The sequence below is a fragment of the Paenibacillus sp. J22R56 genome, assembly GCF_056269375.1.
In genome coordinates, this window is record NZ_JBWDNV010000009.1 from 196638 (window position 1) to 219645 (window position 23008).

Below are 23008 nucleotides of genomic sequence, written 5' to 3' on the forward strand. Positions count from 1 at the left end.
TGTCGTCATCTCCTGTGGAATTCCACCATTAATCTTTCTTGCGAGTCGGCCAAAGTGACCTTTTCATTCGTTTTTTGCTTTGTAAATTGATAGATGGCATCAATATTTTCTATTGCCATATCAATTTCTTCATTTGTTCCTCGTTGGTACGCCCCTATATTGATTAAGTCTTCCGAATCTCTATATAGAGATAGTAGTCGCTTAAGAAAATTGGCAGCATCCTGTTGTTCTTCCGTCACGATTTCCTTCATGACACGGCTGACCGATGCCAGAACATCAATGGCAGGAAAATGACCTTTGTTCGCCAGTTGCCGATTTAGCACAATGTGACCATCTAATATTCCGCGTACTGCGTCGGCTATTGGTTCGTTCATATCATCTCCGTCAACAAGCACGGTGTAAAAAGCAGTAATCGAACCAGTTGGCCCTGTACCTGCACGTTCCAACAGTTTTGGCAGCGTAGCAAAAACAGAAGGAGTATACCCTCTTGTTGCAGGAGGTTCACCAATCGCAAGTCCTACTTCACGTTGTGCCATCGCATAACGGGTAACAGAGTCCATCATCAGCATGACATTTAATCCGCGGTCACGGAAATATTCCGCAATCGAAGTTGCAATAAGTGCACCTTTGATCCGAATTAATGCCGGCTGATCCGAAGTTGCAACGATAACTACCGAGCGGGCAAGCCCTTCTGGGCCCAAATCCTTCTCGATGAACTCTAGCACTTCACGGCCCCGCTCACCTATTAGGGCAATGACATTCACGTCAGCAGAAGTGTTCCGTGCGATCATGCCAAGCAACGTACTTTTACCAACACCGGAACCTGCGAAAATACCAACACGCTGACCTCTGCCTACCGTAAGAAGTCCGTCAATGGCACGTACACCGATACTAAGTGTCTCCGTGACACGCGGACGGGTAAGAGGATTACTAGGTTCGTTATGCGTTGAATAATTTTGCATTCGGCTTGGAAGGAATGAACCATCCAGCGGTTGACCTAAACCATCAAGTACTTTACCTAGTAGTTCTGAACCAACTTGAACGGATAAAGGTTTTCCGGTACCTACAACATCACAGCCTGGTGAGATAGCATGCAGCTCACCTAGAGGCATAAGAATAACTTTGTTCTGACGAAACCCTACTACCTCTGCCTTAATTGGCTTCGCGCCTTTTGCGGGGTAGATCAAACATACATCTCCGATACTTGCATCGGGACCTTCGGATTCAACGGTTAAACCAATTACCTGAGTAACCTTGCCGTTCACTCGAATGGGATCAAGATGCCGAAGCTGATCTACGTACTTGGAGCTGTCCAGTTTAATACTGCTCATCTGGTATACTCCGTTCTTCTTGACTTTGGTTGGCAAGCTGTACAAGCTCGCGTTTAATTTCGGATAATTGGGTGTCAATTCTTGCATCGATACTTCCGAATGCAGATCGAATTACACAACCGAAATCTTTTACCGTAGCATCTGGAATGATCTGAAGCTCTGCTTGCGAATCGATAACAAGATTAAGCTCTTCCCTAGCCGCTTGAACAAAAGCGAGCTGGCCCGGTGAGACACAAAGGGCAATGACGCCTTGCTCTCTTCTTCGGGATAAAGATTTACGTATAAGTTCAAGTGCCATATCTGGTGCTTCAGTCAGCTGCCTGCCAATTACTTTCTCCGAAATGGAGACGCTCAGCTCGACCAAGAATGGCTCTGCTTCTTGAATGATTTGCTCACGCATTTCGTAAGCGGATTTCAGAATTGCACTTGCTTCCGCTAGCCGGCTTTCCCACTCTTGCTGAACAGCCAGTTCTGCTTGATCGCGGCCTTCTGCAAATCCTTGTTCAAATCCCGCTGCACGTGAGGCTTCAGAAACCGTCTCGTCTTCGAGCCGTTTCTCCAGCCACCAAGCATCAATCTTGGCTTCCGTTGCGGCTATCATTTGATCGCATTGTTCACCAGCTTCACGTATACGTTCTTCTGCGAATATTTGTGCATCTGCGATGATTTGGTCTCGTATGGAGATTGTCTCTTCATCCGGACCTGTCTCTTCAATAATCTCTTCAATCGTTTCTTGTTGCTCTGCAGCTGCATGTTTGTTGAGCCAATAAAGCTGTTTCAGCTGGTCGAGTGCGATTACGCTTGAAGACTTTATCAAATTAGACAATGATATCATCTCCTCCACCACGGGCGATGATTATTTCGCCGGCTTCTTCTAGCCTGCGAATCGTAGCGACGATACGGGATTGTGCTTCTTCAACATCACGCAGCCGGACAGGGCCCATAAATTCCATTTCTTCCTTGAAGGTATCGGCCATTCGTTTCGACATGTTGCGGAAAATAGATTCCCGTACTTCTTCGCTTGCCACTTTGAGGGCGAGTTGAAGATCGGCATTCTCGACATCGCGGATAATACGCTGAATGGAGCGGTTGTCGATGTTGACAATATCTTCGAAGACAAACATACGCTTCTTGATTTCTTCTGCCAGTTCCGGATCTTCAATCTCGAGAGCATCCAGGATGGTACGTTCCGTACCACGGTCGACACCATTCAAAATTTGTACGATCGAATCAATACCACCTGCATTTGTGTAGTCCTGAGTTACAGTAGCCGAAAGCTTTTGTTCCAGTACACGTTCTACCTGACTGATAACTTCAGGAGATGTACTGTCCATCAAGGCAATTCTGCGTGCAACATCAGCTTGCTTCTCTTGTGGAAGCGAAGACAGGATATGTGAAGATTGCTCGGATTGCAGATAAGAAAGCACGAGTGCGATCGTCTGCGAATTTTCATTTTGGATAAAGTTCAAGATTTGAGTCGGTTCAGCTTTACGTGCAAAATCAAACGGCCTAACCTGAAGCGTTGCCGTTAAGCGATTAATCACTTCAACTGCCTTTTGCTCACCAAGCGCTTTCTCCAAAATCTCTTTCGCATACGAAATACCGCCTTGCGAAATATATTCTTGAGCTAAGCAGATTTGATGGAAATCACTCAAAATCTGTTCTCTCTCTGCGCTGTCCACTTTCCGGACGTTAGCAATTTCAAGAGTGAGCTGTTCGATTTCTTCTTCTCTCAAATGCTTAAAGATTTGGGCTGAAACTTCTGGTCCCAGAGTAATAAGCAGAATCGCCGCCTTTTGCCGGCCGGTTAATCCATTGAGCGGTCTAACCATAGGAACCACCTCTATTCATCCACAAGCCAGGTGCGTAGCAAGTTGACAAATTCATCTGGCTTGCGTTTGGCGAGTGTTTCTAGATTTTTACGAGCCTGACTGTCATTGTTTACACTTTCAAAATCAATCGTAGGGAATTCCGGTTTCGTCGGAGTCTCGAGCATTGCTGCTGCTTCTGCTGCCGCTTCCTCTTCTGCCCGTTTTCTACGTCTACGTACGAGCATAATGGATAGGCCGCCAATCAAAGCAAGTGCCGCTGCGCCAAGTCCAATCGCCCATTGAGTAGATAAACCGCTAGTTGATGTTCCTGCATCATTAGCTGCAAAGTTTTGACCGAGAATTGTAACTTTTTTCGCGATTAGTGCGTCATCAGTTAAGTCCTGACCAGAATCAGCAAGCTGTGCACGAACAACGGAGCTTAGGAAATCAGAAAGTTCCTTACGGGATTCAGGCGTCAATTTGGTTTGCTCTACGCCGATGCTGATCGATAAATCTTTCAGTTGATATGGTGCCGACTCAATCTGATTGTTAATGCGGTCATAATCGTAATTTGTTACGCGTGAGCTTTGCTCGGACGAACCGTTTGTGCTGTCTGTTGCTGTATAGCCAGGAACATCTGTCTCACCAGTGCCTGCTACACCACCTGCCGGTGTGGAACCGTTCGTTGATGTGCTGTTATCCTGCTGCTCACTTACGATAATGCCGTTATTATTGTTGTTCTCAAGTGGTCTCACCAAGTTTTCTTGTGATACCTTCTTGTCGAAGTTAAAGCTGCTTGCCACACTAATGACCAGATTGTCACCAATCATTGGGGACAGAAATTGTTGAATGTTCTTCTTCACTTCCGCTTCGTATTTCCGTTGAATCAGGAACTGAGTCTCGGCAGCATCTGTAGCTGCACCAACTTTATTACCATCAATCTCCGAAGATATCAGTTCTCCTTGCGGACTCGAGATCGTAATATCTTGAACCGCAAGCTTTGGTACCGCCGTTTTCACCAGGTTGTAATACCCGTCAACTTCTTGTTGGCTTGGACGATAGCCAGCTGTGAAATTCATCATAATCGAAGCAGAGGCCTTTTCTTTTTCTTCAGCCGACAGGAATACTGATTCTTCCGGAAGGTTTACAAGTACTTTAGAACTTTGAACCCCTTGCATCCGATTAAGCAATTGTTGAACTTCACCGTTGAGCGCATTGATGTATTTGACGTTAAATTCATTTTCCGTTTGTCCAAAGGCACTTCCGCCATCAAAGGCTTCGAAACCAATCGAACCATTCTGTACAAGGCCTTGCGACCCAACGTCTACCCGGGTTCTTGTCGCTACAGCACTAGGTACCGAAATACTCTTGCCGTCCGCGCTTAGTTGGTAAGGGATACCATTCCCATCCAAGTAAGTCATAATTGCTGCTGCATCCGTCGTATCTAGACTTTGAAAGGCTACTTCATAATCTGTTCGTGTGAAAATGTAAGTCAAAATCACAATCGTCAACAACAATGCACCAATCGATGCCCCCAGCCCTATTTTTTGTTTTTTGCCCATTTGACCCCAAAACTGAGTGAGTCTCTGTCGGTATTGGGCGATTCTTTCGTTCACGTCGTCACCTCACCCAACTTCTGTCTAGTTCGAAAGCACTATTATACTTGCATTCGCATAATTTCTTGATAGGCATCGATGACTTTATTGCGAATTTGTGAAGTCAGCTGCAAGCTAAGTTCTGCTTTCTCAGAAGCGATGAGAACTTGTGAAACATCAACCTCGCCGATCATGTATTGATTGTTTAGCTTATGTACTTCTTTTTCCTGGGCATCCACGCTATTGAGTGCTTGTTCCAAGTATTGACCGAAAGAATTCGTCATCTCTGCAGGAGTAGCCTGCTGTTGAGGTTTCGCTGTTTCGAGAAGCTTGGTAACGGCTTGTGCGGGATTCATTTGTAACGGTTGAATCATGTCCGTCCCTCCGTCTTATTCAATTTATTTTCCAATCTCTAAAGCCTTCACGAACATGGCTTTTGAAGCATTAAGAGCTGTTACGTTAGCCTCATATGAACGGGAGGCTGAAATCATATCGACCATTTCCTTTGCCACATCAACGTTAGGCATATTGACATAGCCGTTTGCATCCGCGTCTGGGTGGGTTGGATTATAGACAAGCTTGGTTGGCGACTGATCCTCAATAATTCTGGTTGCCTTCACGCCTTGTGCTTCGGAAGTCCCTCCAAGCTGCTTATTTAACAAATCGGAGAAGGAGGAGGTTTGGTTTGTTGGCTCAAGTACGACCATTTTCCTCTTATATGGTACAAATTGACCATCTACATAAGAGGCCCGAGTTGTCTCGGCATTCGCGATGTTCGAGGAGATAACGTCCATCCGTAAACGCTGTGCAGTTAGTGCGGAAGCACTGGCGTCAAAACTGCTGGAAATTCTCATTTTTATTACCTCCCTTCAATAGCCGTAGTCATCATTTTCACATCATGGTTGATTTGTTGAATATAGAAGTTGTAACTAAGTTGGTTTTTAGCAAGCAACGACATTTCACGATCAATATCGACATTGTTCTCATTGTTATTCATTTGGGACAAGCTATCCGTTTGAACCTGTGCAGTTGGGACGGTCCCTCCCGACTTGCCAATCGGAATATGTCGTTCATTCGTTCGTTTGCCCTGAAGCCCCGTATTGCCTCCCATTTCTTGAGTGAGAAGCTCTTCAAACAATACTTCCGAACGTTTGAAGTTAGGAGTATCGACATTTGCGATGTTATTGGAGATTACGCCTTGGCGCATTTCCGCCGATTTCACCGCACTTTCCAGTCGCGCAAATGATGTGCCATTAAGTACATTCACGTTGTGTGTCACCACTTTCAGTTAGAAGATCATAAGTAACGTATTCAACAGATTCTGAACCATTCCTTCTTTCTTCGACATTAAATTATGAAAATTATGAGACTAAACTGTCGAGTTTTGCCGACATGTTAATATTCAACAATTGTCCAATTTATTACAATAAGAAAAAAGCCCTATCTTTAAAAACAAGATAGGACTTTACGATGAATTTCACATAGGATATATTTCCCAGTGCTAATTTTTTATTTTCTCTAATTCCTGAAGCAATTGGTGATTTAAGATTTTAATATAGGTACCCTTCATGCCTAAAGACCTTGTTTCGATAACGCCTGCACTTTCAAGCTTGCGTAGAGCATTAACGATAACGGATCTCGTAATACCTACTCGATCAGCGATTTTGGATGCAACAAGCAAGCCTTCTTTTCCTTCCAATTGCTCGAAGATATGCTCTACCGCTTCCAGCTCACTGAAAGAAAGAGAACCAATTGCAACCGACACAACTGCACGGCTGCGGGCTTCCTGCTCAACCTCTTCCGCACGTTCACGCAAAATTTCCATGCCGACAATTGTCGAACCGTATTCCGCGAGAATCAGGTCATCATCATCAAACGAGCCGTTCGTCCGGGTTAGGACTAACGTTCCTAGACGATCCCCACCACCTGTAATAGGCACAACTGTCATAATTTCTTGCTCGCCAAGCGCAGGGAATGTTGCATATACCCCTGAATCCGGTGCTACATTAGTCATCGGTTCCAGCATGTCCAGAAATAGGCTGTTACTCCCTTGCGGAAACCGTAATTCTTCTACAGACATCGACCGGAGCGTATCGTGATCATAAGGATTCACGGCTGCACAGCCTAGAACCTTCCCTTTACGGCTTACTACAAATACGTTCGTCTGAATCGTACTGCATAGTACCTCAGCCATTTCTCTGAAATTGAGCGCTTTGCCGGCTGCTCGTTGCAGCAACCGGTTCAGCGTTCTTGTTTTTGTAAGTAAAGTCATGCTAAAGCCTCCCAAAACTCATCCCAACTACATTTGAACTACAATATATATTGACTCAAATCGCGATTTTTCGCAATGGCCCCCACTTTTTCCCTTACATATTCAGGAGTGATGACCATATGATCCAGACTAATATCCGGTGCCTCGAAGGATAAATCCTCAAGCAGCTTCTCCAAAATCGTATGAAGCCTGCGTGCACCGATATTTTCTGTATTGCGGTTTAAATCTGCTGCAATTGATGCTATTTCTTTAATCGCATCATCAGAGAATTCAATCGAAATACCTTCTGTTTGAAGCAGAGCTGCATACTGCTTAGTTAAAGCATTTTTAGGCTCTGTCAAAATACTGACGAAATCTTCCAAGCTAAGTGAGGTTAGCTCTACCCGGATAGGGAAACGTCCCTGAAGCTCTGGAATCAAATCAGACGGCTTCGCAACATGGAATGCACCCGCTGCAATGAACAGGACATAGTCTGTCTTTACGGGGCCGTATTTCGTCATTACCGTCGAACCTTCCACTATAGGAAGAATATCACGCTGAACGCCTTCACGCGATACATCAGGACCAGTACCTCTCGACGGACTTGCAATCTTATCAATCTCATCAATGAAAATAATACCGGTCTGTTCTGCACGAGCTACCGATTCCGCGATAACATCATCCATATTAATCAGCTTGTTAGCTTCCTCCTGGATCAAGACAACGCGTGCTTCTTTGACGGAAAGCCTACGCTTCTTCGTCTTCTTCGGCATGAATTGACCAAGCATCTCCTGCATATTCATGCCGCCCATGCCTTCTGGCCCTTGACCTCCAAGCATATCCAGCATCGTAGGTGAATTATCCTCGATCTCAATTTCTACTGTTTCGTTCTCCAGCTTGCCTGCAGCAAGATCATCACGTGCTTGAGAACGTTTCAATATAATATTAGAGTCCTGCTCTGGCTCCTCAACGGTTTCCTTGCTGCCTTGTTGATTTCCAAACAGCATTTCAAACGGATTTTTTGATGATTTTTCTTTCACCTTCGATGGCACGAATAGTGACACGAGACGTTCATTCGCTAGCTTCTCGGCTTTATCCTGAACCCGCTCAGTCTTTTCTGCTTTAACTATACGTATAGCCGTCTCAACCAAGTCGCGGACCATCGATTCTACATCTCGGCCGACATAACCAACTTCAGTAAATTTGGTCGCTTCTACTTTAATAAATGGTGCCTTTACTAATTTGGCAAGCCGCCGCGCAATTTCGGTCTTGCCCACACCAGTAGGACCAATCATCAAAATATTTTTTGGAACAATCTCATCACGAAGCGCCTCGTCGAGCATACTTCTGCGATAACGATTACGGAGAGCTATGGCGACAGATCGTTTTGCAGGCTTTTGGCCTACAATATATTTATCGAGCTCGGCCACAATTTGACGAGGGGTAAAAGCTTGATTTACCATATTTTATTCTCCTCCGTTTTTAGCCAATTTCTTCTACTATAATATTATGATTTGTATAAACGCATATGTCGGCTGCTGTTTCGAGCGCTGCTCTAGCAATTTCTTTTGCTTCCATTTGTGGAGCATATTTCTGCAAGGCTCTGGCTGCGGAGAGTGCGTAATTACCTCCTGAGCCGATGGCCAGGATCCCATCATCCGGCTCAATAATTTCACCATTACCCGAAATAAGCAGCAAACCTGAATGATCCATGACCAGCATAAGTGCTTCAAGTTTGCGAAGGATACGGTCGGAACGCCAGTCTTTAGCAAGCTCTACTGCAGCCCGCTGAAGATTGCCATGATGCTCCTCCAGCTTCGCTTCAAATTTCTCAAACAAAGTAATGGCATCGGCTACAGAACCAGCAAAACCGGCAATAACTTGCCCGCGATACAATCTGCGAACCTTCTTCGCTTTATTCTTCATCACGACGCTGTTTCCAAAAGTAACTTGACCATCGCCAGCAATAGCCCCTTTGCCTTCGTGACGAACCGCACATATTGTAGTGGCGTGAAATTCCATGTCCATCTCTTCGCCCTCCTCATTCATGCAAATAATAGCTGCTTATACGTTTATATGTTCAAAATGTTCCTTCTTGAATCTCTCGATGCTGTCCAGTGCTCGATTAGCAATCGCTTCATTCTTTTCTTTCTTGTTCCGGATGCGATTCTCAAGCGGCGGGAACAAGCCAAAGTTCGCATTCATCGGTTGGAAATGCTTGAAGTCAGCCGTTGTAATATAATTTGCCATACTGCCCAAGGTTGTATCAACAGGCAGAACAAGCGGATCAAAACCTTTTGCCAATCTCGCCGCATTAAAGCCTGCAATCAAACCAGAAGCGGCAGATTCAACATATCCTTCTACGCCCGTCATCTGGCCTGCAAAGAACAGATTCTTGCGGTTCTTAAGCTGATAAGTCGGCTCAAGCATGCGCGGAGAGTTAATGAATGTATTACGATGCATGACACCGAAGCGTACAAACTCTGCATTCTCAAGACCTGGAATAAGCGAGAATACACGTTTCTGTTCTCCCCATTTCAGATGTGTCTGGAAACCTACCATGTTATAAAGCGTGCCAGCTGCATTATCCTGGCGCAGTTGAATGACTGCATGAGGAAGTTTGCCAGTATGCGGATTCACAAGGCCAACAGGCTTCATTGGTCCAAACAGTACCGTTTGCTTGCCACGGCTTGCCATAACTTCAATCGGCATACAGCCTTCGAAATAAACTTCTTTCTCGAAATCCTTCAGTGCAGCCGTCTCAGCGGTTACAAGTGCTTCATGGAAGATCTCGAACTCTTCTTCCGTCATCGGACAGTTGAGGTATGCCGCCTCACCTTTGTCATAACGGGATGCAAGATACACTTTACTCATATCAATCGAATCTTTCTCGATAATTGGAGCAGCCGCATCGTAGAAGTAGAAGTATTCCTCACCCAGCAGGTTGCGAATTTTCTCGGACAAAGCCGGAGCCGTCAGAGGTCCAGTAGCAATAACAACAATGCTGTCTTCAGGAATGTCTGTTACTTCCTCCGTACGAACCTCCACAAGTGGATGCTCATGCAAGAGTCGAGTAACTTCGCCAGAGAAGCCATCCCGGTCTACGGCTAGAGCTCCGCCAGCTGGTACGGCATGACGGTCAGCACTTCCAAGAATCAAGGAATCCAGACGGCGCATCTCTTCCTTCAGTACGCCAACTGCGTTAGCAAGGCCGTTCGCACGCAAGCTGTTGCTGCATACAAGTTCAGCGAAGTTATTAGTGTGATGGGCAGGTGTTTTCGTCTCAGGACGCATTTCATACAAAATGACTGGCACCCCTTGGGATGCTATTTGCCAAGCTGCTTCGCTTCCTGCAAGTCCTGCGCCAATTACGATAACGGATTGTTGTTGTGACAATGTAAAGACCTCCAATATATGCTAACACGGTAACAAAACACAGTTGTCCCCCCTGTATAAGGGAGGACTCTAGTTGTGGCCGCATCTGTACTAAATTTAAGCTTGTTCTTGTTCCTGCTCTTTTACCTGTTCATTCTCATTCTCATTCTCATGCTCTAGCTCGTTCTCGTCTTCCAGAATCTCTTCTGAATAATCACAGGACGGACACAGCAGCTTTGCACCACTGCGGTTCCTCTTCTCGACGAGCATTGATTCGCAATTCGGGCAAGGCTTATTCGTTGGTTTATCCCAAGATACATAGTCGCAGGTTGGATATGTATCACAGCCGTAGAAGATCCTTCCCTTTTTACTGCGGCGTTCAATGATTTTGCCTTTCGCGCATTTCGGACAAGTGACACCGATATCCTTCACGATTGGCTTCGTATTCCGGCAATCTGGGAACCCTGAGCAAGCAAGAAATTTACCGAAGCGTCCCATTTTATAAACCAAATGGCGGCCACATTTCTCACAGAGTTCATCCGAGACCTCGTCCTGGATCTCGATCTCCTTCATTTCCTCTTCGGCAACCTCAAGCCGCTTCTCGAAGGATTCATAGAAGGAAGAAAGCACTTTAACCCAATCTTCCATACCGTCTTCCACATGGTCAAGGTCGGATTCCATCTTCGCCGTAAACTCTGAATCCAGAATTTCAGGGAAGAACTCCTCCATTAATTGATTGACCAAATCACCAAGCTCGGTTGGAATAAACTTCTTCTCCTCAATCGCCACGTAACCGCGCTTTTGGATCGTTTCAAGGGTTGGTGCATACGTACTTGGACGTCCGATGCCAAGTTCCTCCAGCGTCCTAACCAGCCTTGCCTCTGAAAAACGCGGCGGTGGTTGGGTGAAATGCTGTTTCGGTTCAATGGAATCGGAATAAACCACATCACCAACAGCAAACGGAGGAAGGAATTTATGCTCTTCTACAGTCCCGTCATCATTACCCTCCACATACACTTTCATGAAGCCGGCGAATTTGATTTTGGAACCGTTCGCCCGGAAGGTTACTTCTCCCGATTTCATGTCCACTGTCATCGTATCGAGTACAGCAGAGGACATTTGACTGGATACGAAACGTTCCCACACCAGTTTATACAAGCGGAATTGGTCACGGCTCAAAAATGGCTTCATTGTTTCCGGATCACGAAGTATCGAAGTTGGCCGAATAGCTTCATGGGCATCCTGCGCATTGCTGTTCTTCTTCGTATAGACACGAGGCTGTTCAGGAGAAAATGGCGCTCCATATTTGCCTGTGATATATTCCTTTGCCTCTTCCTGCGCAACAGGAGAGATTCTAGTGGAGTCTGTTCTCATATAGGTAATGAGACCAACCGTACCTTCCTTGCCAAGCTCTACGCCCTCATACAATTGCTGTGCGACTGACATCGTCTTGGAGGCACGGAAGCCTAGCTTACGAGCAGCTTCCTGCTGCAGCGAGCTTGTAATAAACGGAGGTGCTGGATTGCGAAGACGTTCCTTCTCTTTCACTTCGGCTACTTTAAATTCATTACCGGACAGAGCTGCAAGTATAGTCTGCATCTCCTGCTCATTGCCAAGCTCCCGCTTTTCACCGCTAATAGAGTGATACTTCGCTTCAAATGGAACACCTTGCTGGGTTAATTGTGCTGTAATAGACCAGTACTCTTCGGGATTAAATGCTTCGATCTCGTTCTCACGGTCAATAATCAGCTTCACACATACGGATTGAACCCGGCCTGCGGATAGTCCTTTTTTGACTTTCTTCCATAATAAAGGACTAATCTTATAACCTACGAGACGGTCAAGAATCCGTCTAGCCTGCTGAGCATTAACCAGATCCATATTGATTTTGCGCGGCGTTTTGAAAGCATCCTTAACCGCTTGCTTTGTTATTTCATTAAATACGACACGACATGTGTCTGTCTCATCCAGCTCCAAGTAATGGGCCAAATGCCATGCGATAGCTTCCCCTTCTCTATCGGGGTCGGCTGCAAGAAAGACATGCTTGACTTTTTTGCTTGCGTCTTTTAGTTCTTTTAATACACTGCCCTTACCGCGAATCGTAATATATTTTGGTTGAAAACCATTTTCTACTTCGACGCCAGTCTGACTTTTGGGCAAATCGCGAATATGGCCCATCGATGCTTTAACGATATATTTGCTTCCCAAATATTTACCGATCGTCTTGGCTTTGGCCGGTGATTCGACGATTACTAATGAATCTGCCACGTTAGGCGCCCCCTCTCACTACAAGTTACAACGCTATATAAACTGCCCCTGGCTGTTGTTCGATTGTCCGTTTTATACTTAAATTTATCAGAAGTGCGCTTAAATGTCCAAAAGGGATCATCGTGAGCTGGTGCAATTCGTTAATTGTAAGCGGACGATCCCGCAGCAGATCGATAATTTTCTGCTCCTCGGGGGTCATGCTTGCTATCTCCGCAAACGTTTTTTTGGCGGTTGTCAGTTTCTGCAGTTCCTCTTGCAGCCAGCTGTATTCTTCTAGAATATGAGCCGCACTGCTGACAAGCTTGGCACCTTCCCGAATCAGACTGTTTGGCCCCTCGCTCTTGGGCGACGAGATTGGACCGGGAATTGCGAATACATCACGCCCCATCTCGAGCGCCTGGTCCGCTGTAATAAGCGATCCGCTGCCTTTAGCCGCCTCCACAACAATGGTTCCTAGTGACAAGCCGGCAATGATCCGATTCCGCAGCGGAAACATGCCCTTATGTAGTGGTGAACCAATCGGTGTCTCCGATAAGACGAGCCCTTGCTCGATAATTTGCTGATAGAGTGACCGATTCTCAGCCGGATAACAGTTGTCGACAGAACTCGCCATTACAGCAATTGTGCTTCCTATGCCTCGTAATGCCGCTTCATGTGCCTTACTGTCTATCCCGCGGGCCAAACCGCTTACAACCGTTAAACCTTGCACAGATAGCTGCTCAGACAGCGAGAACGCGGTATGGCGGCCATAGGCGCTGGGATTTCTCGTTCCGACCATAGCAATGGACGGTCTTTCGAATAATTCCAGCCTGCCGAATGCATACAGTACCCATGGAGGCTGAGGAATTCGGCGTAAGTATTCGGGATACTCATTATCAAAAGGAGTTAGTACAGACGCTCCTAGCTCTATCGCTCGAATATATGGCATGTCTGCCTGATCAAAAGGCTCGCTACACCTTCTTGCCGCCGTCTCTGCTTGTGCCCGCCCAAAACCGATAGCAAGCCATTCTGCTGCACTGGTGCCGTCTGAAAACTCCCAAGCTTTATGAGCAACCGCTTTCTGAACGGTATGCCAGCCAATGCCCGAACATTCATGCAGCATGATAACCATCTGCTTACATTTATCAACATTAAGCGTCATATTAGCTGATCTCTCCTTATAGGAGGTCAGCCTGCATTCTTTCCTATTGTGCGTTACATGGCAAAAGAATGCAAGTCGACCCCTTTATTTTCACAAAAAAAAGCAACCTTCCAAACCCTAATGGGCATTGAAAGGTTGCTTACCTTTAAAATATAAAAAGTCTTTGTTAGATGCTTAGCACGACTAGGCTTGAGCTACGCCAGTTGTACATTTTTCAAGCAAGCCTTGCTCCTCAAGAACCGATACAAGCGTAGAGCCCATGTCGGATGGAGTAGGAGCGACTTTAATGCCGCATGCTTCCAAAGTCGCGATTTTTTCCGCTGCAGTACCTTTACCACCGGAAATAATTGCGCCTGCATGTCCCATACGTTTGCCTGGAGGCGCTGTAGCGCCGCCAATGAAACCAACTACTGGTTTAGTCATGTTCGCTTTGATCCACTCAGCAGCTTCTTCTTCTGCTGTACCGCCGATCTCACCGATCATAATTACTGCATAAGTATCTGGATCTTCGTTGAAACGGTTCAAGATATCGATAAACTCGGAACCTTTTACAGGGTCGCCGCCGATACCAACTGCCGACGATTGACCAATGCCGCGAGTCGAAAGTTGATGAACTGCTTCGTAAGTCAGAGTTCCCGAACGGGAAACAACGCCTACATGACCTTTTGTATGAATGTAGCCCGGCATAATGCCGATTTTGCACTCGTCAGGAGTAATAACGCCTGGGCAGTTAGGACCGATTAGAGTCGTTTTGCTGCCTTCCATGTAACGTTTTACTTTAACCATATCAAGCACTGGAATACCTTCAGTAATACAGATAACTAGATCAAGACCAGCGTCTACCGCTTCCAAGATCGAGTCAGCTGCGAATGCTGGCGGTACATAGATTACAGATGCTGTAGCACCAGTTGCTGCTACCGCCTGCTCTACTGTATTGAATACAGGAAGAGATACAACATTGCCGTTCTCAAGCGTAATATCGACGTTTGTGCCGCCTTTACCAGGAGTTACGCCGCCTACCATTTGAGTACCGTATTCCAATGCGCCTTTCGCATGGAACAAGCCTGTTGCGCCTGTAATCCCTTGAGTGATTACTTTTGTATCTTTATTGACCAAAATGCTCATCGAATTTCACATCCCCGTTAATGAATTCGTACGCGTAATTATTTCACGAGATTTACGATTTTTTGCGCGCCGTCTGCCATCGAGTCAGCTGCAACAATGTTCAATCCCGATTCGTTCAACATTTTTTTACCGAGCTCAACGTTAGTACCTTCCAGTCTTACAACCAGTGGACGGTCCAGACCAAGCTCTTTCGCAGCTGCAATTACGCCGTCTGCGATAACGTCACAACGCATAATGCCGCCGAAGATATTAACGAAAATACCTTTTACGTTCTCGTCGGACAGAATGATTTTGAACGCTTCAGTAACTTTCTCTTTTGTAGCGCCGCCCCCTACGTCCAGGAAGTTGGCAGGGTCGCCGCCGTAGTATTTGATGATGTCCATAGTTGCCATAGCAAGACCTGCACCGTTAACCATACAGCCGATATTGCCTTCAAGGGCGATATAGCTCAGGTCATATTTCGATGCTTCGATTTCTTTGGCATCTTCTTCTTCCAGGTCACGAAGCGCTACGATATCTTTGTGACGGTACAGAGCGTTGGAATCGAAGTTCAGCTTAGCGTCAAGTGCCATAACATTACCGTCGCCAGTAACAACAAGCGGGTTGATCTCAGCGATCGAACAATCTTTATCAACGAATGCTGTATAAAGTGCGATCATGAATTTAACCGCTTTGTTAACAAGCTCGTTAGGAATGTTGATTGCATAAGCCAATTTACGCGCTTGGAACACTTGCAGACCAATTGCAGGGTCAATAACTTCTTTGATGATTTTCTCTGGCGAATGAGCTGCTACTTCTTCAATCTCTGTGCCGCCCTCTTCAGAAGCCATCATTGTTACGCGACCTGTACCACGGTCAATAACAACACCTACATAGTATTCTTTCTTGATGTCGCAGCCTTGCTCGATAAGAAGACGTTTAACTTCTTTACCTTCAGGGCCAGTTTGATGAGTAACGAGCACTTTGCCAAGAATTTCGCTAGCATATGCACGAACTTCATCAATGTTTTTTGCTACTTTAACGCCGCCGGCTTTACCGCGCCCGCCTGCGTGAATTTGCGCTTTAACAACTACAACTGGGGTACCCAGTGCTTGCGCCGCCTCTACCGCTTCATCAACGGAGAATGCTACCTTGCCTTCTGGAACAGCAACACCGTACTGTTTCAGGACCTCTTTGCCTTGATACTCATGGATATTCATTGTTTGAAATCCTCCATTTCACAGACTCAACTTCAGTCATATGTACACAAACCTTAATTATTGTAGCATTATTTATGCCATATTTCGACCCTTCGGGTTTCGGTTTTTTGATATGGATTTCATCTCAAAATGAGATTAAATACGATCAAATGGCAGGCGGACTCCAGTAGTATGCCCTATTTTTTAGAAGAATTCATACTTGTTTTTCCATTATTGACAAGCATACACTTCATCTACTATGATTCTGTTAACAATACTTTAAAAATCGGACGTGAGGAAGCACCTTCATCCATTCTCTTGGGGGTGCTTTTTGTTTTGTTCAGTTTCATATATAGCAGCAGTGTATTAGGTGTAGAAGGAAAGGGAATTGCCGTAGAGGTGGATATTGCTAGCGGCCTTCCGCAAGTTAGTGTCGTTGGCCTGCCGGATCCAGCCGTGAGAGAATCCGTTGAGCGGGTTAGAGCTGCAATCAAGAACAGCGGCTTCACCTTCCCTCTTGACCGTATTACCGTCAACCTTGCCCCTGCTGACCTTCGAAAAGAAGGTACTGCTTTCGACCTAGCAATTGCCGCTGGGATACTAACAGCTAGCGGACAGTTGGAAGCACGGCCTTTCAACAACACGATGCTTATCGGTGAATTGTCGCTTAATGGCGAAGTTAAAACCGTTCCGGGCGTTCTCGCCATGATTGAACAAGCGAAACGATCAGGTATCCGGAAGGTACTGCTTCCACTCGCGAACGCCAAGGAAGCCGCTTGGATTACGGATATGGAATTGTACGCGATAACACAATTGAAAGATCTAGTTCTGGAGAACAAAGGGGAGGAAGCCTGGACAGCTATCCGGTTCGACGCCGTAAGCAGCAGAGAGAATACCTCCGCTGTTGATGCTGTAGAGCATTCCGAAGCTTATGGGGATTATAGCGATGTATACGGTCAGCAGCAGGCGAAGCGCGCACTGCTCATAGCTGCAGCAGGTAAACACAATATTATGTTTGCAGGGCCGCCTGGCACCGGTAAAACGATGATGATCCGCCGATTGCCAGGTATACTGCCTCCACTTACCGAAGAGGAAGCTCTTGAAGTAACGAAAATATACAGTGCAGCCGGCAAACTATCCACCGATGCACAAGGCTTAATCCGAACCGCACCTTTCCGCTCGCCTCACCATACAATATCGGCCGGAGGGCTGATTGGCGGAGGTTCAGTGCCGAAACCGGGTGAAGTGACTCTTGCCCATCATGGCGTTCTCTACTTGGATGAATTGCCTGAATTCTCAAGGCAGGTGCTTGAAGTATTACGCCAGCCACTGGAGGACGGTATCGTCACGATTGCCCGTTCAAGAGCAGTTTTTCATTTTCCTGCTAAACTGATGCTTGCTGTTTCTTTCAACCCCTGCCCTTGTGGATACGCTGGCCATGAAACAACAGAGAAAAGATGTACCTGCAGCGACTCCTCCATTGCCAAATACAGAAGTAAGATGTCTGGTCCGCTACTTGACCGAATTGATATTCAGCTTGAAGTTCCTAGACCAATCGAGCTCGAATCTCCTGTTAACCAGGCAGCAGCTATGAGTTCTGCGGAAATACGAACGCAAGTCCTTCATGCGAGAAATCGAAGAGAACAACGAAACCTAGAGTTAGGCCTTAAGACGGATAAGCGATTATCCGGTGCCGCGCTCCGGCGATCTATTCTAATGAAGGAAGCCGCATTCAGCCTGTTGGACAATGCTCTTACCGTGCTTAATATAAGTATGCGGGCTTATGACAGAATCTTAAGGCTTTCAAGGACTATTGCGGATGTAGAAGGCTGTGAATATGTCGAGGATGTTCATGTAGCCGAAGCCATTCAATATCGTAGATTGGACATATAAAAGGATAAAAGCGGCTTTCTATTCGTTAGAAGGCCGCTTTTATATGTTTTATTTCGCTTATTGAGTCGTCACGTTCCATTGTTACAGCAATGACATCAAACCGCATTGGCGGATATGCCGCCTGACGCATCCGCAAATAGACTTGAGCAATTGCAGCTACCTGCTGCTGTTTGCGGCGGTCTACCGATTCCGCAGCGGTGCCGAAGCGACCTCCCGCTCGGCGGGTTCTTACTTCTACGAAGACAAGCAGGTTGTCCATTGAGGCAATGATGTCGATCTCGCCGGAACGGCAACGCCAGTTCCGTTCGATGATCATATAACCTGACTCCTCAAGGAAGGTAGTCGCCGCCTCTTCACCAGCCAACCCCGTCTGCCTTCTGCGATCCTCACTCATCCAAATCCCTCGCTCTTTGGTCCGAACGATAAACAAAGCTTAATATCTCGGCTACTAAGGTATAGAGTTCAGGAGGAATCGACTGATCAACATCCAGCTTGGAAAGCACTTCAACCAAAGATTTGTCCTGCTGTACTGGAACATCATGTTCTGCTGCCTTTTCTAGGATCTGTTCAGCCAAATGCCCTCTACCCTTTGCAACCACAATTGGAGCTTTGTTTACACCAGGCTCGTATTTTAACGCAACTGCCTTGCGTACCGATTTAATAACCTTGCTTTCTTTCTTATCCGAACTCATATCCGAAAGTCTACCCCTTTGTAACGCGTGTTTACGAATTGTTCCGGATCAGGCGGCAGCTTCCGTTTGGTTCCTTCCCCATCTTCACTCTCGCTTCTTGTAGGTGTTGTGCGAAGAGACAACAATTGATAGCCGGCTTCATTTAAGCTTGCTGCAATTTCGGAACGGGAAGAATCAACGAGAGCTGAAATCGCGGGATGATCATTCCATAACGTAAGGCTGACGATTTTGTCCATCACATTCACATCCACTAATGTCTGTCCTAAGTTTTTCATCGACAAATCGAATAATAATCGGCAATTCGCCGCATCAAGCTCACCTTGCCGCCCTCTTCTTGTCTGAATATGAACCGAAGCAGTCTGATTCCCATCAGGGCTGTTCAGTGGCACAAACATCGTTAAGTGGGAGAAAACAGCACCGTTACGTTCAGGTGTTAATAATAGCTGCTGACCAGTGATCTGCTGAACAAGCTGCTGCGCTGTCTCACGAAGTGCAGGTGGAGCATCATTCGAAGAAGCAATGGCGAGCAATGTACTTTTAAGGGATTCCTGTATTGGTTGCTTACCTTCCTCATTCTTAACGCCGTCAGGTGTCAGCTGCTGGTGTACAGCTGATGTTGGGAGTTCACGTTGCCGGTCAACATTTAACAACTTCGGTTCTTTATCTCCTTGCATGGCTGCATCCTGTTGTTCCTGCACGGCTGCTGCCTGCGGTACAGGAGTGCTCGGACGCTGTCCCTCCGTAGACGGTTGACGAGATACTTCACCCGTACTCTGGCCGCGACCAGCGGTTGGTTGTTCAACAGCCTGATCCTGAGGAGGATTAGGAGCAGCATTATTCGTCGCCAACTCGGATTGCCCAGACACCTTTGGTGCGGCAGGAGCTGGTAACTGCTTCGACAATTGGTTCTCATAGTCGACGCCAATCCATTTCATCATCTGGCCTAGCCAGTTGGATGAAGTACCGCCAGTGGCTGCACCAGGGCGCGCGCCTTGCTGCGCCGCGCTTTGCTCCGCGGGCAGCACTGCCGCCCCCGCGGCCGCTGGCGCTGCAGGCGCGGCAGTGCTGCCCGCGCCTGTGCCTTCGGCGCGCTGCGCAGCTGCGCCTGCGCCTGCCGCTGCTGCCGCCTGCGACGCGGGCTGCGCCGCGGCGGCGCTTTGCAGCGCTGCGCCTTCGGCGAGCAGCGCCGCAAGCCGCGCTGCCAGCTGCGGCAGCGCCTGCGGCACGCTGCCGCCGACCGCACGCGGCGCAGCGGCTGCGCCCGCATCATCGCCGGATGCTTCGCCGGCGATGCCAACAAGCTGCTGCTGCAGCGCATCCAGCAGTTCGTGCGCTGGGTGCCCGAACATGACCTGCTGCAGCGCACTAACGGTGCCGGCGGATATCGGCAGCCCACGCTTTACACCCGCAGCTGCCGCCTGCATCCACTGCTCAGCATCTGCTTCAGGCGGCATAGCCTCTGCCGCCGCACGCAAAGCCATGAATGTATCCTTATTCATGGTTACTCCATCTTTGCGTAAATCCTTAATAACATCGGCCGCCCATTTCACATCAGGCATTCCGCTTTGCTTTACCCATTCTTTAATGGCATCTTCAAGCCCCGATTGGTTTTCAACCTGTTTCAACACAAGAAGACCGCCTGTTGATTGAGGCTGCACTTGAAGCATCGCGAACTTCCCCGGCTCCAAAGGCAGCTCCAAGAACGCTCTTACCTGTACGCCATTAATTTGTACGGTTGCTTCATTATTTTCTAACAGCTGCAAGACAACACCACGAACAACCTGTCCAGGCTTCAGCTCCAGCTTACGATTATCTCCGCTTCCTGCCGACTCGCCAAGCAAGCCCCTTACCAATTGACCAATGTTCATCCGGTCACCTCTTTCGCTATCGCATGATGCTTACGCACGATTATTCCACTACTCCCTATATCGGCTTTTTACTACATCCATTGAAGAACGGTCAACCATCATTATTTGAATAAGTCGCTCTACAACCTGTTATTTGCACAAAAAAACAGCGTATAGCTCAAATTCAAGCAGTACGCTGTTCATATATTGTTATAAGGAATTTAAAATAGCTGTTGTTGTTCTACAAAAATTTTACCCAAGAAAGACTTGCGGTGAAGCGGACTTGCTCCGTATTCAAGCAGCCGCTCCCGATGCAGCTTTGTCGCATACCCTTTATGTATCGCAATACCGTACTCCGGATATAACTGCTCCCACTCGCTCTCGCAAAGCCGATCTCTTGTCACCTTCGCAATAATCGAAGCGGCAGCAATCGTCTGGCTTGTCGCATCGCCTTTAATGATCGCAAGCTGCGGTTTAGGTAAATCTACCTTCTCCGCATCAACCAGCAAATAATCCGGCTCTGCCTTCAGCGATTCCAGCGCAATTTTCATCGCAAGTCTTGCCGCTTGCTTGATATTAATCCGATCAATCGTCTCCGCATCTACTCGAGCCGCAGCCCAAGCAATACTTTGATCGACTATGACATCATACAGCTGATTCCGCTTTTTCTCGGACAACTTCTTGGAGTCATTGACACCTTCAAGTACGAGATGAGGCGGTAAAATAACCGCAGCTGCAACAACATCACCGAACAAGCAGCCTCTTCCTACCTCATCAACGCCGGCAATCGCAGAGTATCCCTCTTCCCATAACCTCTGTTCATATTCCAGCACGTTCTCTATTCCCCCGGTCTTCCTGCTGCTGCCGGGAAAGGCGCTTCCAGCGTAATACGTCCTAGCTTACCTGCACGAAGCTCCCGCAAAATAATGCCGGATGCTTTCTCCAGGTCAACATGTCCTCCGCTAATCAGACAGCCTCTACGTCGTCCGATATCTTCCATAATTCGAACGACCTCATCCGAATCTGTCGGATCAGTAGGTGGTGTGTCGAGATCGAATCGTTCCTTCAAAGCCGGCCAATATCGTTCCGCAAGCTCACGAACCGCAAAGAAAGCAATGTCTTCCACGTTCAGGATTTGCTCTCTAATTGCACCCGTCATCGCAAGGCGGAAGCCAACTAGATCATCTTCGAATTTCGGCCACAATATACCCGGTGTATCTAGCAAGTCCATCTCATAGTTCGTTTTAATCCACTGCTGGCCTTTTGTTACCCCCGGCCGATCGCCTGTAATAGCAATATTACGGCCAGCGAGACGATTAATCAGCGTAGATTTACCAACATTCGGAATACCAACAATCAATCCACGCATTGCGCGAGGGTTCATCCCTTTTGACAACTGGCGATCGATTTTCTCCTTCAGGATTTCTTTCGCCTTCATTGGAATATCTCCAATACGCGTTCCTGTCGAAGAATCAACCGCTACCGTTTCATGACCTTCGTATTTGAAATATTCGATCCATTGCTCTGTGACCTTCGGGTCAGCTAAATCCGACTTATTAAGTACAATCAGCCGCGGTTTGCCGCTCAAAATCTCATCAACCATAGGATTACGGCTGGAAAGCGGAACACGCGCATCCAATAGTTCAATGGCAATATCGATAAGTTTTAACTTCGCTTGTATTTGCCGTTTTGCCCGGGTCATATGACCGGGAAACCATTGAATGGTCATTTCCTCACCTCATTGCAGCATTACCAGTGCACTTTATAGTGCTTAATGATGCTAATTTTATTTAATGGCCAGAACATAGCATCTGCTCTGCCGATAATTTCTTTTTCAGACACGAAGCCAATATCACGGCTGTCTTGGCTATTACCGCGATGATCACCCATTGCGAAGATTTTCCCGTCAGGTACAACCGATTCCGAAACATTTGAATTCGGGAAGTCAGGTCCTGTGTTATAGAGTTCTCCACTTGCATGAGCAGCTTCAATTGCTTCTTTAATGTAAGGCTCATCCACTTTTTGATCATTGACGAAGACATCGTCTCCAACTACTTTAAGCGTATCACCAGGTACACCAATGACCCGTTTAATGAAGTCTCTGCCTTGATCCGGCACATGGAAGACAACAACTTCTCCATGATGTGGTTCGCGTAATTTGAATATGAGTTTATTCACGATGAGACGTTCACCCGTATAGAAGTTAGGCTCCATAGATGGTCCTTCCACAATAAAAGGCGAGAACAGAAACGTACGGATAATAAACACAAGAATAACCGCAATAGCGAGCGCCTTAATCCAGTCTACAATTTCCTTGTAGGCACGTCCGCCCTTTTTTGCGTCAGTCGGTCCTGATGTATTCAGTACAGTTCCATCGATTACTTCCGATTGCTGATTCGAGTCTTCATTATGCTGTTGTGAATTCACCAGTACGCCTTCTTTCTATCTATAGTGTCCCTATTCGTACATAGCAAGTCATACCAAAATAACGAAAAGGAGCT

General features: G+C 46.9%; 22 protein-coding genes. 1 reads left to right on the forward strand and 21 read right to left on the reverse strand.

Annotated elements, in window-relative coordinates; translation table 11 throughout:
- Positions 1–5: 5 nt before the first annotated feature.
- The 15 genes from fliI to sucC all read right to left on the reverse strand — a co-directional run bounded on the left by fliI (position 6) and on the right by sucC (position 16096).
- On the reverse strand, positions 6–1331 hold the full coding sequence (gene fliI / locus AC0YNT_RS22065) for a flagellar protein export ATPase FliI (RefSeq protein WP_475806550.1): 1326 nt from the start codon (positions 1329–1331) through the stop codon (positions 6–8).
- Complete coding sequence (locus AC0YNT_RS22070; protein WP_475806551.1) at positions 1318–2157, reverse strand: FliH/SctL family protein; 840 nt, start codon at positions 2155–2157, stop codon at positions 1318–1320. Before AC0YNT_RS22070 ends, fliI begins: the two co-directional genes overlap by 14 nt.
- On the reverse strand, positions 2150–3163 hold the full coding sequence (gene fliG, locus AC0YNT_RS22075) for a flagellar motor switch protein FliG (protein WP_167280755.1): 1014 nt from the start codon (positions 3161–3163) through the stop codon (positions 2150–2152). The genes AC0YNT_RS22070 and fliG overlap by 8 nt, the downstream gene beginning before the upstream one ends.
- A gap of 11 nt (positions 3164–3174) precedes the next feature.
- Entirely contained in the window at positions 3175–4758 is a 1584-nt protein-coding gene (gene fliF, locus AC0YNT_RS22080) for a flagellar basal-body MS-ring/collar protein FliF (RefSeq protein WP_475806552.1), read from the reverse strand.
- 41 nt (positions 4759–4799) lie between these two features.
- The gene (fliE, locus tag AC0YNT_RS22085; RefSeq protein WP_167280757.1) at positions 4800–5111 is read right to left on the reverse strand and encodes a flagellar hook-basal body complex protein FliE; all 312 of its coding nucleotides are present in this window, start codon (positions 5109–5111) and stop codon (positions 4800–4802) included.
- A gap of 24 nt (positions 5112–5135) precedes the next feature.
- On the reverse strand, positions 5136–5591 hold the full coding sequence (flgC, locus tag AC0YNT_RS22090; RefSeq protein ID WP_167280758.1) for a flagellar basal body rod protein FlgC: 456 nt from the start codon (positions 5589–5591) through the stop codon (positions 5136–5138).
- A 5-nt stretch (positions 5592–5596) separates the two neighbouring features.
- Complete coding sequence (flgB, locus tag AC0YNT_RS22095) at positions 5597–6004, reverse strand: flagellar basal body rod protein FlgB (protein WP_167280759.1); 408 nt, start codon at positions 6002–6004, stop codon at positions 5597–5599.
- Between the two features lie 234 nt (positions 6005–6238).
- The gene (gene codY / locus AC0YNT_RS22100; RefSeq protein WP_167280760.1) at positions 6239–7009 is read right to left on the reverse strand and encodes a GTP-sensing pleiotropic transcriptional regulator CodY; all 771 of its coding nucleotides are present in this window, start codon (positions 7007–7009) and stop codon (positions 6239–6241) included.
- A 38-nt stretch (positions 7010–7047) separates the two neighbouring features.
- The gene (gene hslU, locus AC0YNT_RS22105; RefSeq protein WP_475806553.1) at positions 7048–8451 is read right to left on the reverse strand and encodes an ATP-dependent protease ATPase subunit HslU; all 1404 of its coding nucleotides are present in this window, start codon (positions 8449–8451) and stop codon (positions 7048–7050) included.
- Between the two features lie 19 nt (positions 8452–8470).
- Positions 8471–9016: an ATP-dependent protease subunit HslV gene (hslV, locus tag AC0YNT_RS22110; RefSeq protein WP_475806554.1), complete on the reverse strand. Its 546-nt coding sequence runs from the start codon at positions 9014–9016 to the stop codon at positions 8471–8473.
- A gap of 36 nt (positions 9017–9052) precedes the next feature.
- Positions 9053–10384 carry an FADH(2)-oxidizing methylenetetrahydrofolate--tRNA-(uracil(54)-C(5))-methyltransferase TrmFO gene (trmFO, locus tag AC0YNT_RS22115; protein ID WP_475806555.1) on the reverse strand — a complete coding sequence of 444 codons (1332 nt, stop codon included), beginning with the start codon at positions 10382–10384 and terminating at the stop codon, positions 9053–9055.
- 96 nt (positions 10385–10480) lie between these two features.
- On the reverse strand, positions 10481–12631 hold the full coding sequence (gene topA / locus AC0YNT_RS22120) for a type I DNA topoisomerase (protein ID WP_475806556.1): 2151 nt from the start codon (positions 12629–12631) through the stop codon (positions 10481–10483).
- 25 nt (positions 12632–12656) lie between these two features.
- Positions 12657–13772, reverse strand: coding sequence for a DNA-processing protein DprA (gene dprA / locus AC0YNT_RS22125; protein ID WP_475806557.1), 1116 nt, complete (start codon positions 13770–13772; stop codon positions 12657–12659).
- A 183-nt stretch (positions 13773–13955) separates the two neighbouring features.
- Positions 13956–14897: a succinate--CoA ligase subunit alpha gene (gene sucD, locus AC0YNT_RS22130; protein WP_475806558.1), complete on the reverse strand. Its 942-nt coding sequence runs from the start codon at positions 14895–14897 to the stop codon at positions 13956–13958.
- A 38-nt stretch (positions 14898–14935) separates the two neighbouring features.
- Entirely contained in the window at positions 14936–16096 is a 1161-nt protein-coding gene (gene sucC, locus AC0YNT_RS22135) for an ADP-forming succinate--CoA ligase subunit beta (RefSeq protein WP_167280767.1), read from the reverse strand.
- 315 nt (positions 16097–16411) lie between these two features.
- Between sucC and AC0YNT_RS22140 the strand changes: the two genes are divergently transcribed.
- The gene (locus AC0YNT_RS22140) at positions 16412–17968 is read left to right on the forward strand and encodes a YifB family Mg chelatase-like AAA ATPase (protein WP_475806559.1); all 1557 of its coding nucleotides are present in this window, start codon (positions 16412–16414) and stop codon (positions 17966–17968) included.
- Positions 17969–17993: 25 nt separating this feature from the next.
- On the opposite strand, the gene AC0YNT_RS22145 is transcribed toward AC0YNT_RS22140, so the two are convergent.
- The 6 genes from AC0YNT_RS22145 to lepB all read right to left on the reverse strand — a co-directional run bounded on the left by AC0YNT_RS22145 (position 17994) and on the right by lepB (position 22934).
- Complete coding sequence (locus AC0YNT_RS22145) at positions 17994–18362, reverse strand: YraN family protein (protein WP_167280769.1); 369 nt, start codon at positions 18360–18362, stop codon at positions 17994–17996.
- Entirely contained in the window at positions 18355–18660 is a 306-nt protein-coding gene (locus AC0YNT_RS22150; RefSeq protein WP_475806560.1) for an EscU/YscU/HrcU family type III secretion system export apparatus switch protein, read from the reverse strand. The genes AC0YNT_RS22145 and AC0YNT_RS22150 overlap by 8 nt, the downstream gene beginning before the upstream one ends.
- Positions 18657–20528 (reverse strand): hypothetical protein, encoded by a 1872-nt coding sequence (locus AC0YNT_RS22155; protein ID WP_475806561.1) that lies wholly within the window; start codon positions 20526–20528, stop codon positions 18657–18659. Before AC0YNT_RS22155 ends, AC0YNT_RS22150 begins: the two co-directional genes overlap by 4 nt.
- Positions 20529–20728: 200 nt before the next feature.
- Positions 20729–21340 carry a ribonuclease HII gene (locus AC0YNT_RS22160; RefSeq protein ID WP_475806562.1) on the reverse strand — a complete coding sequence of 204 codons (612 nt, stop codon included), beginning with the start codon at positions 21338–21340 and terminating at the stop codon, positions 20729–20731.
- 5 nt (positions 21341–21345) lie between these two features.
- Positions 21346–22236, reverse strand: coding sequence for a ribosome biogenesis GTPase YlqF (gene ylqF / locus AC0YNT_RS22165; RefSeq protein ID WP_475806563.1), 891 nt, complete (start codon positions 22234–22236; stop codon positions 21346–21348).
- A 20-nt stretch (positions 22237–22256) separates the two neighbouring features.
- Positions 22257–22934: a signal peptidase I gene (gene lepB / locus AC0YNT_RS22170; protein ID WP_441896108.1), complete on the reverse strand. Its 678-nt coding sequence runs from the start codon at positions 22932–22934 to the stop codon at positions 22257–22259.
- Positions 22935–23008: the final 74 nt, after the last annotated feature.

Coding starts and splice junctions, on each gene's coding strand:
- fliI (WP_475806550.1), bottom strand. CDS start 1,331: ATGAGCAGTATTAAACTGGACAGCTCCAAGTACGTAGATCAGCTTCGG.
- fliG (WP_167280755.1), bottom strand. CDS start 3,163: ATGGTTAGACCGCTCAATGGATTAACCGGCCGGCAAAAGGCGGCGATT.
- fliE (WP_167280757.1), bottom strand. CDS start 5,111: ATGATTCAACCGTTACAAATGAATCCCGCACAAGCCGTTACCAAGCTT.
- flgC (WP_167280758.1), bottom strand. CDS start 5,591: ATGAGAATTTCCAGCAGTTTTGACGCCAGTGCTTCCGCACTAACTGCA.
- codY (WP_167280760.1), bottom strand. CDS start 7,009: ATGACTTTACTTACAAAAACAAGAACGCTGAACCGGTTGCTGCAACGA.
- hslU (WP_475806553.1), bottom strand. CDS start 8,451: ATGGTAAATCAAGCTTTTACCCCTCGTCAAATTGTGGCCGAGCTCGAT.
- hslV (WP_475806554.1), bottom strand. CDS start 9,016: ATGGACATGGAATTTCACGCCACTACAATATGTGCGGTTCGTCACGAA.
- dprA (WP_475806557.1), bottom strand. CDS start 13,772: ATGACGCTTAATGTTGATAAATGTAAGCAGATGGTTATCATGCTGCAT.
- sucD (WP_475806558.1), bottom strand. CDS start 14,897: ATGAGCATTTTGGTCAATAAAGATACAAAAGTAATCACTCAAGGGATT.
- sucC (WP_167280767.1), bottom strand. CDS start 16,096: ATGAATATCCATGAGTATCAAGGCAAAGAGGTCCTGAAACAGTACGGT.
- AC0YNT_RS22145 (WP_167280769.1), bottom strand. CDS start 18,362: ATGAGTGAGGATCGCAGAAGGCAGACGGGGTTGGCTGGTGAAGAGGCG.
- AC0YNT_RS22150 (WP_475806560.1), bottom strand. CDS start 18,660: ATGAGTTCGGATAAGAAAGAAAGCAAGGTTATTAAATCGGTACGCAAG.
- AC0YNT_RS22155 (WP_475806561.1), bottom strand. CDS start 20,528: ATGAACATTGGTCAATTGGTAAGGGGCTTGCTTGGCGAGTCGGCAGGA.
- ylqF (WP_475806563.1), bottom strand. CDS start 22,236: ATGACCATTCAATGGTTTCCCGGTCATATGACCCGGGCAAAACGGCAA.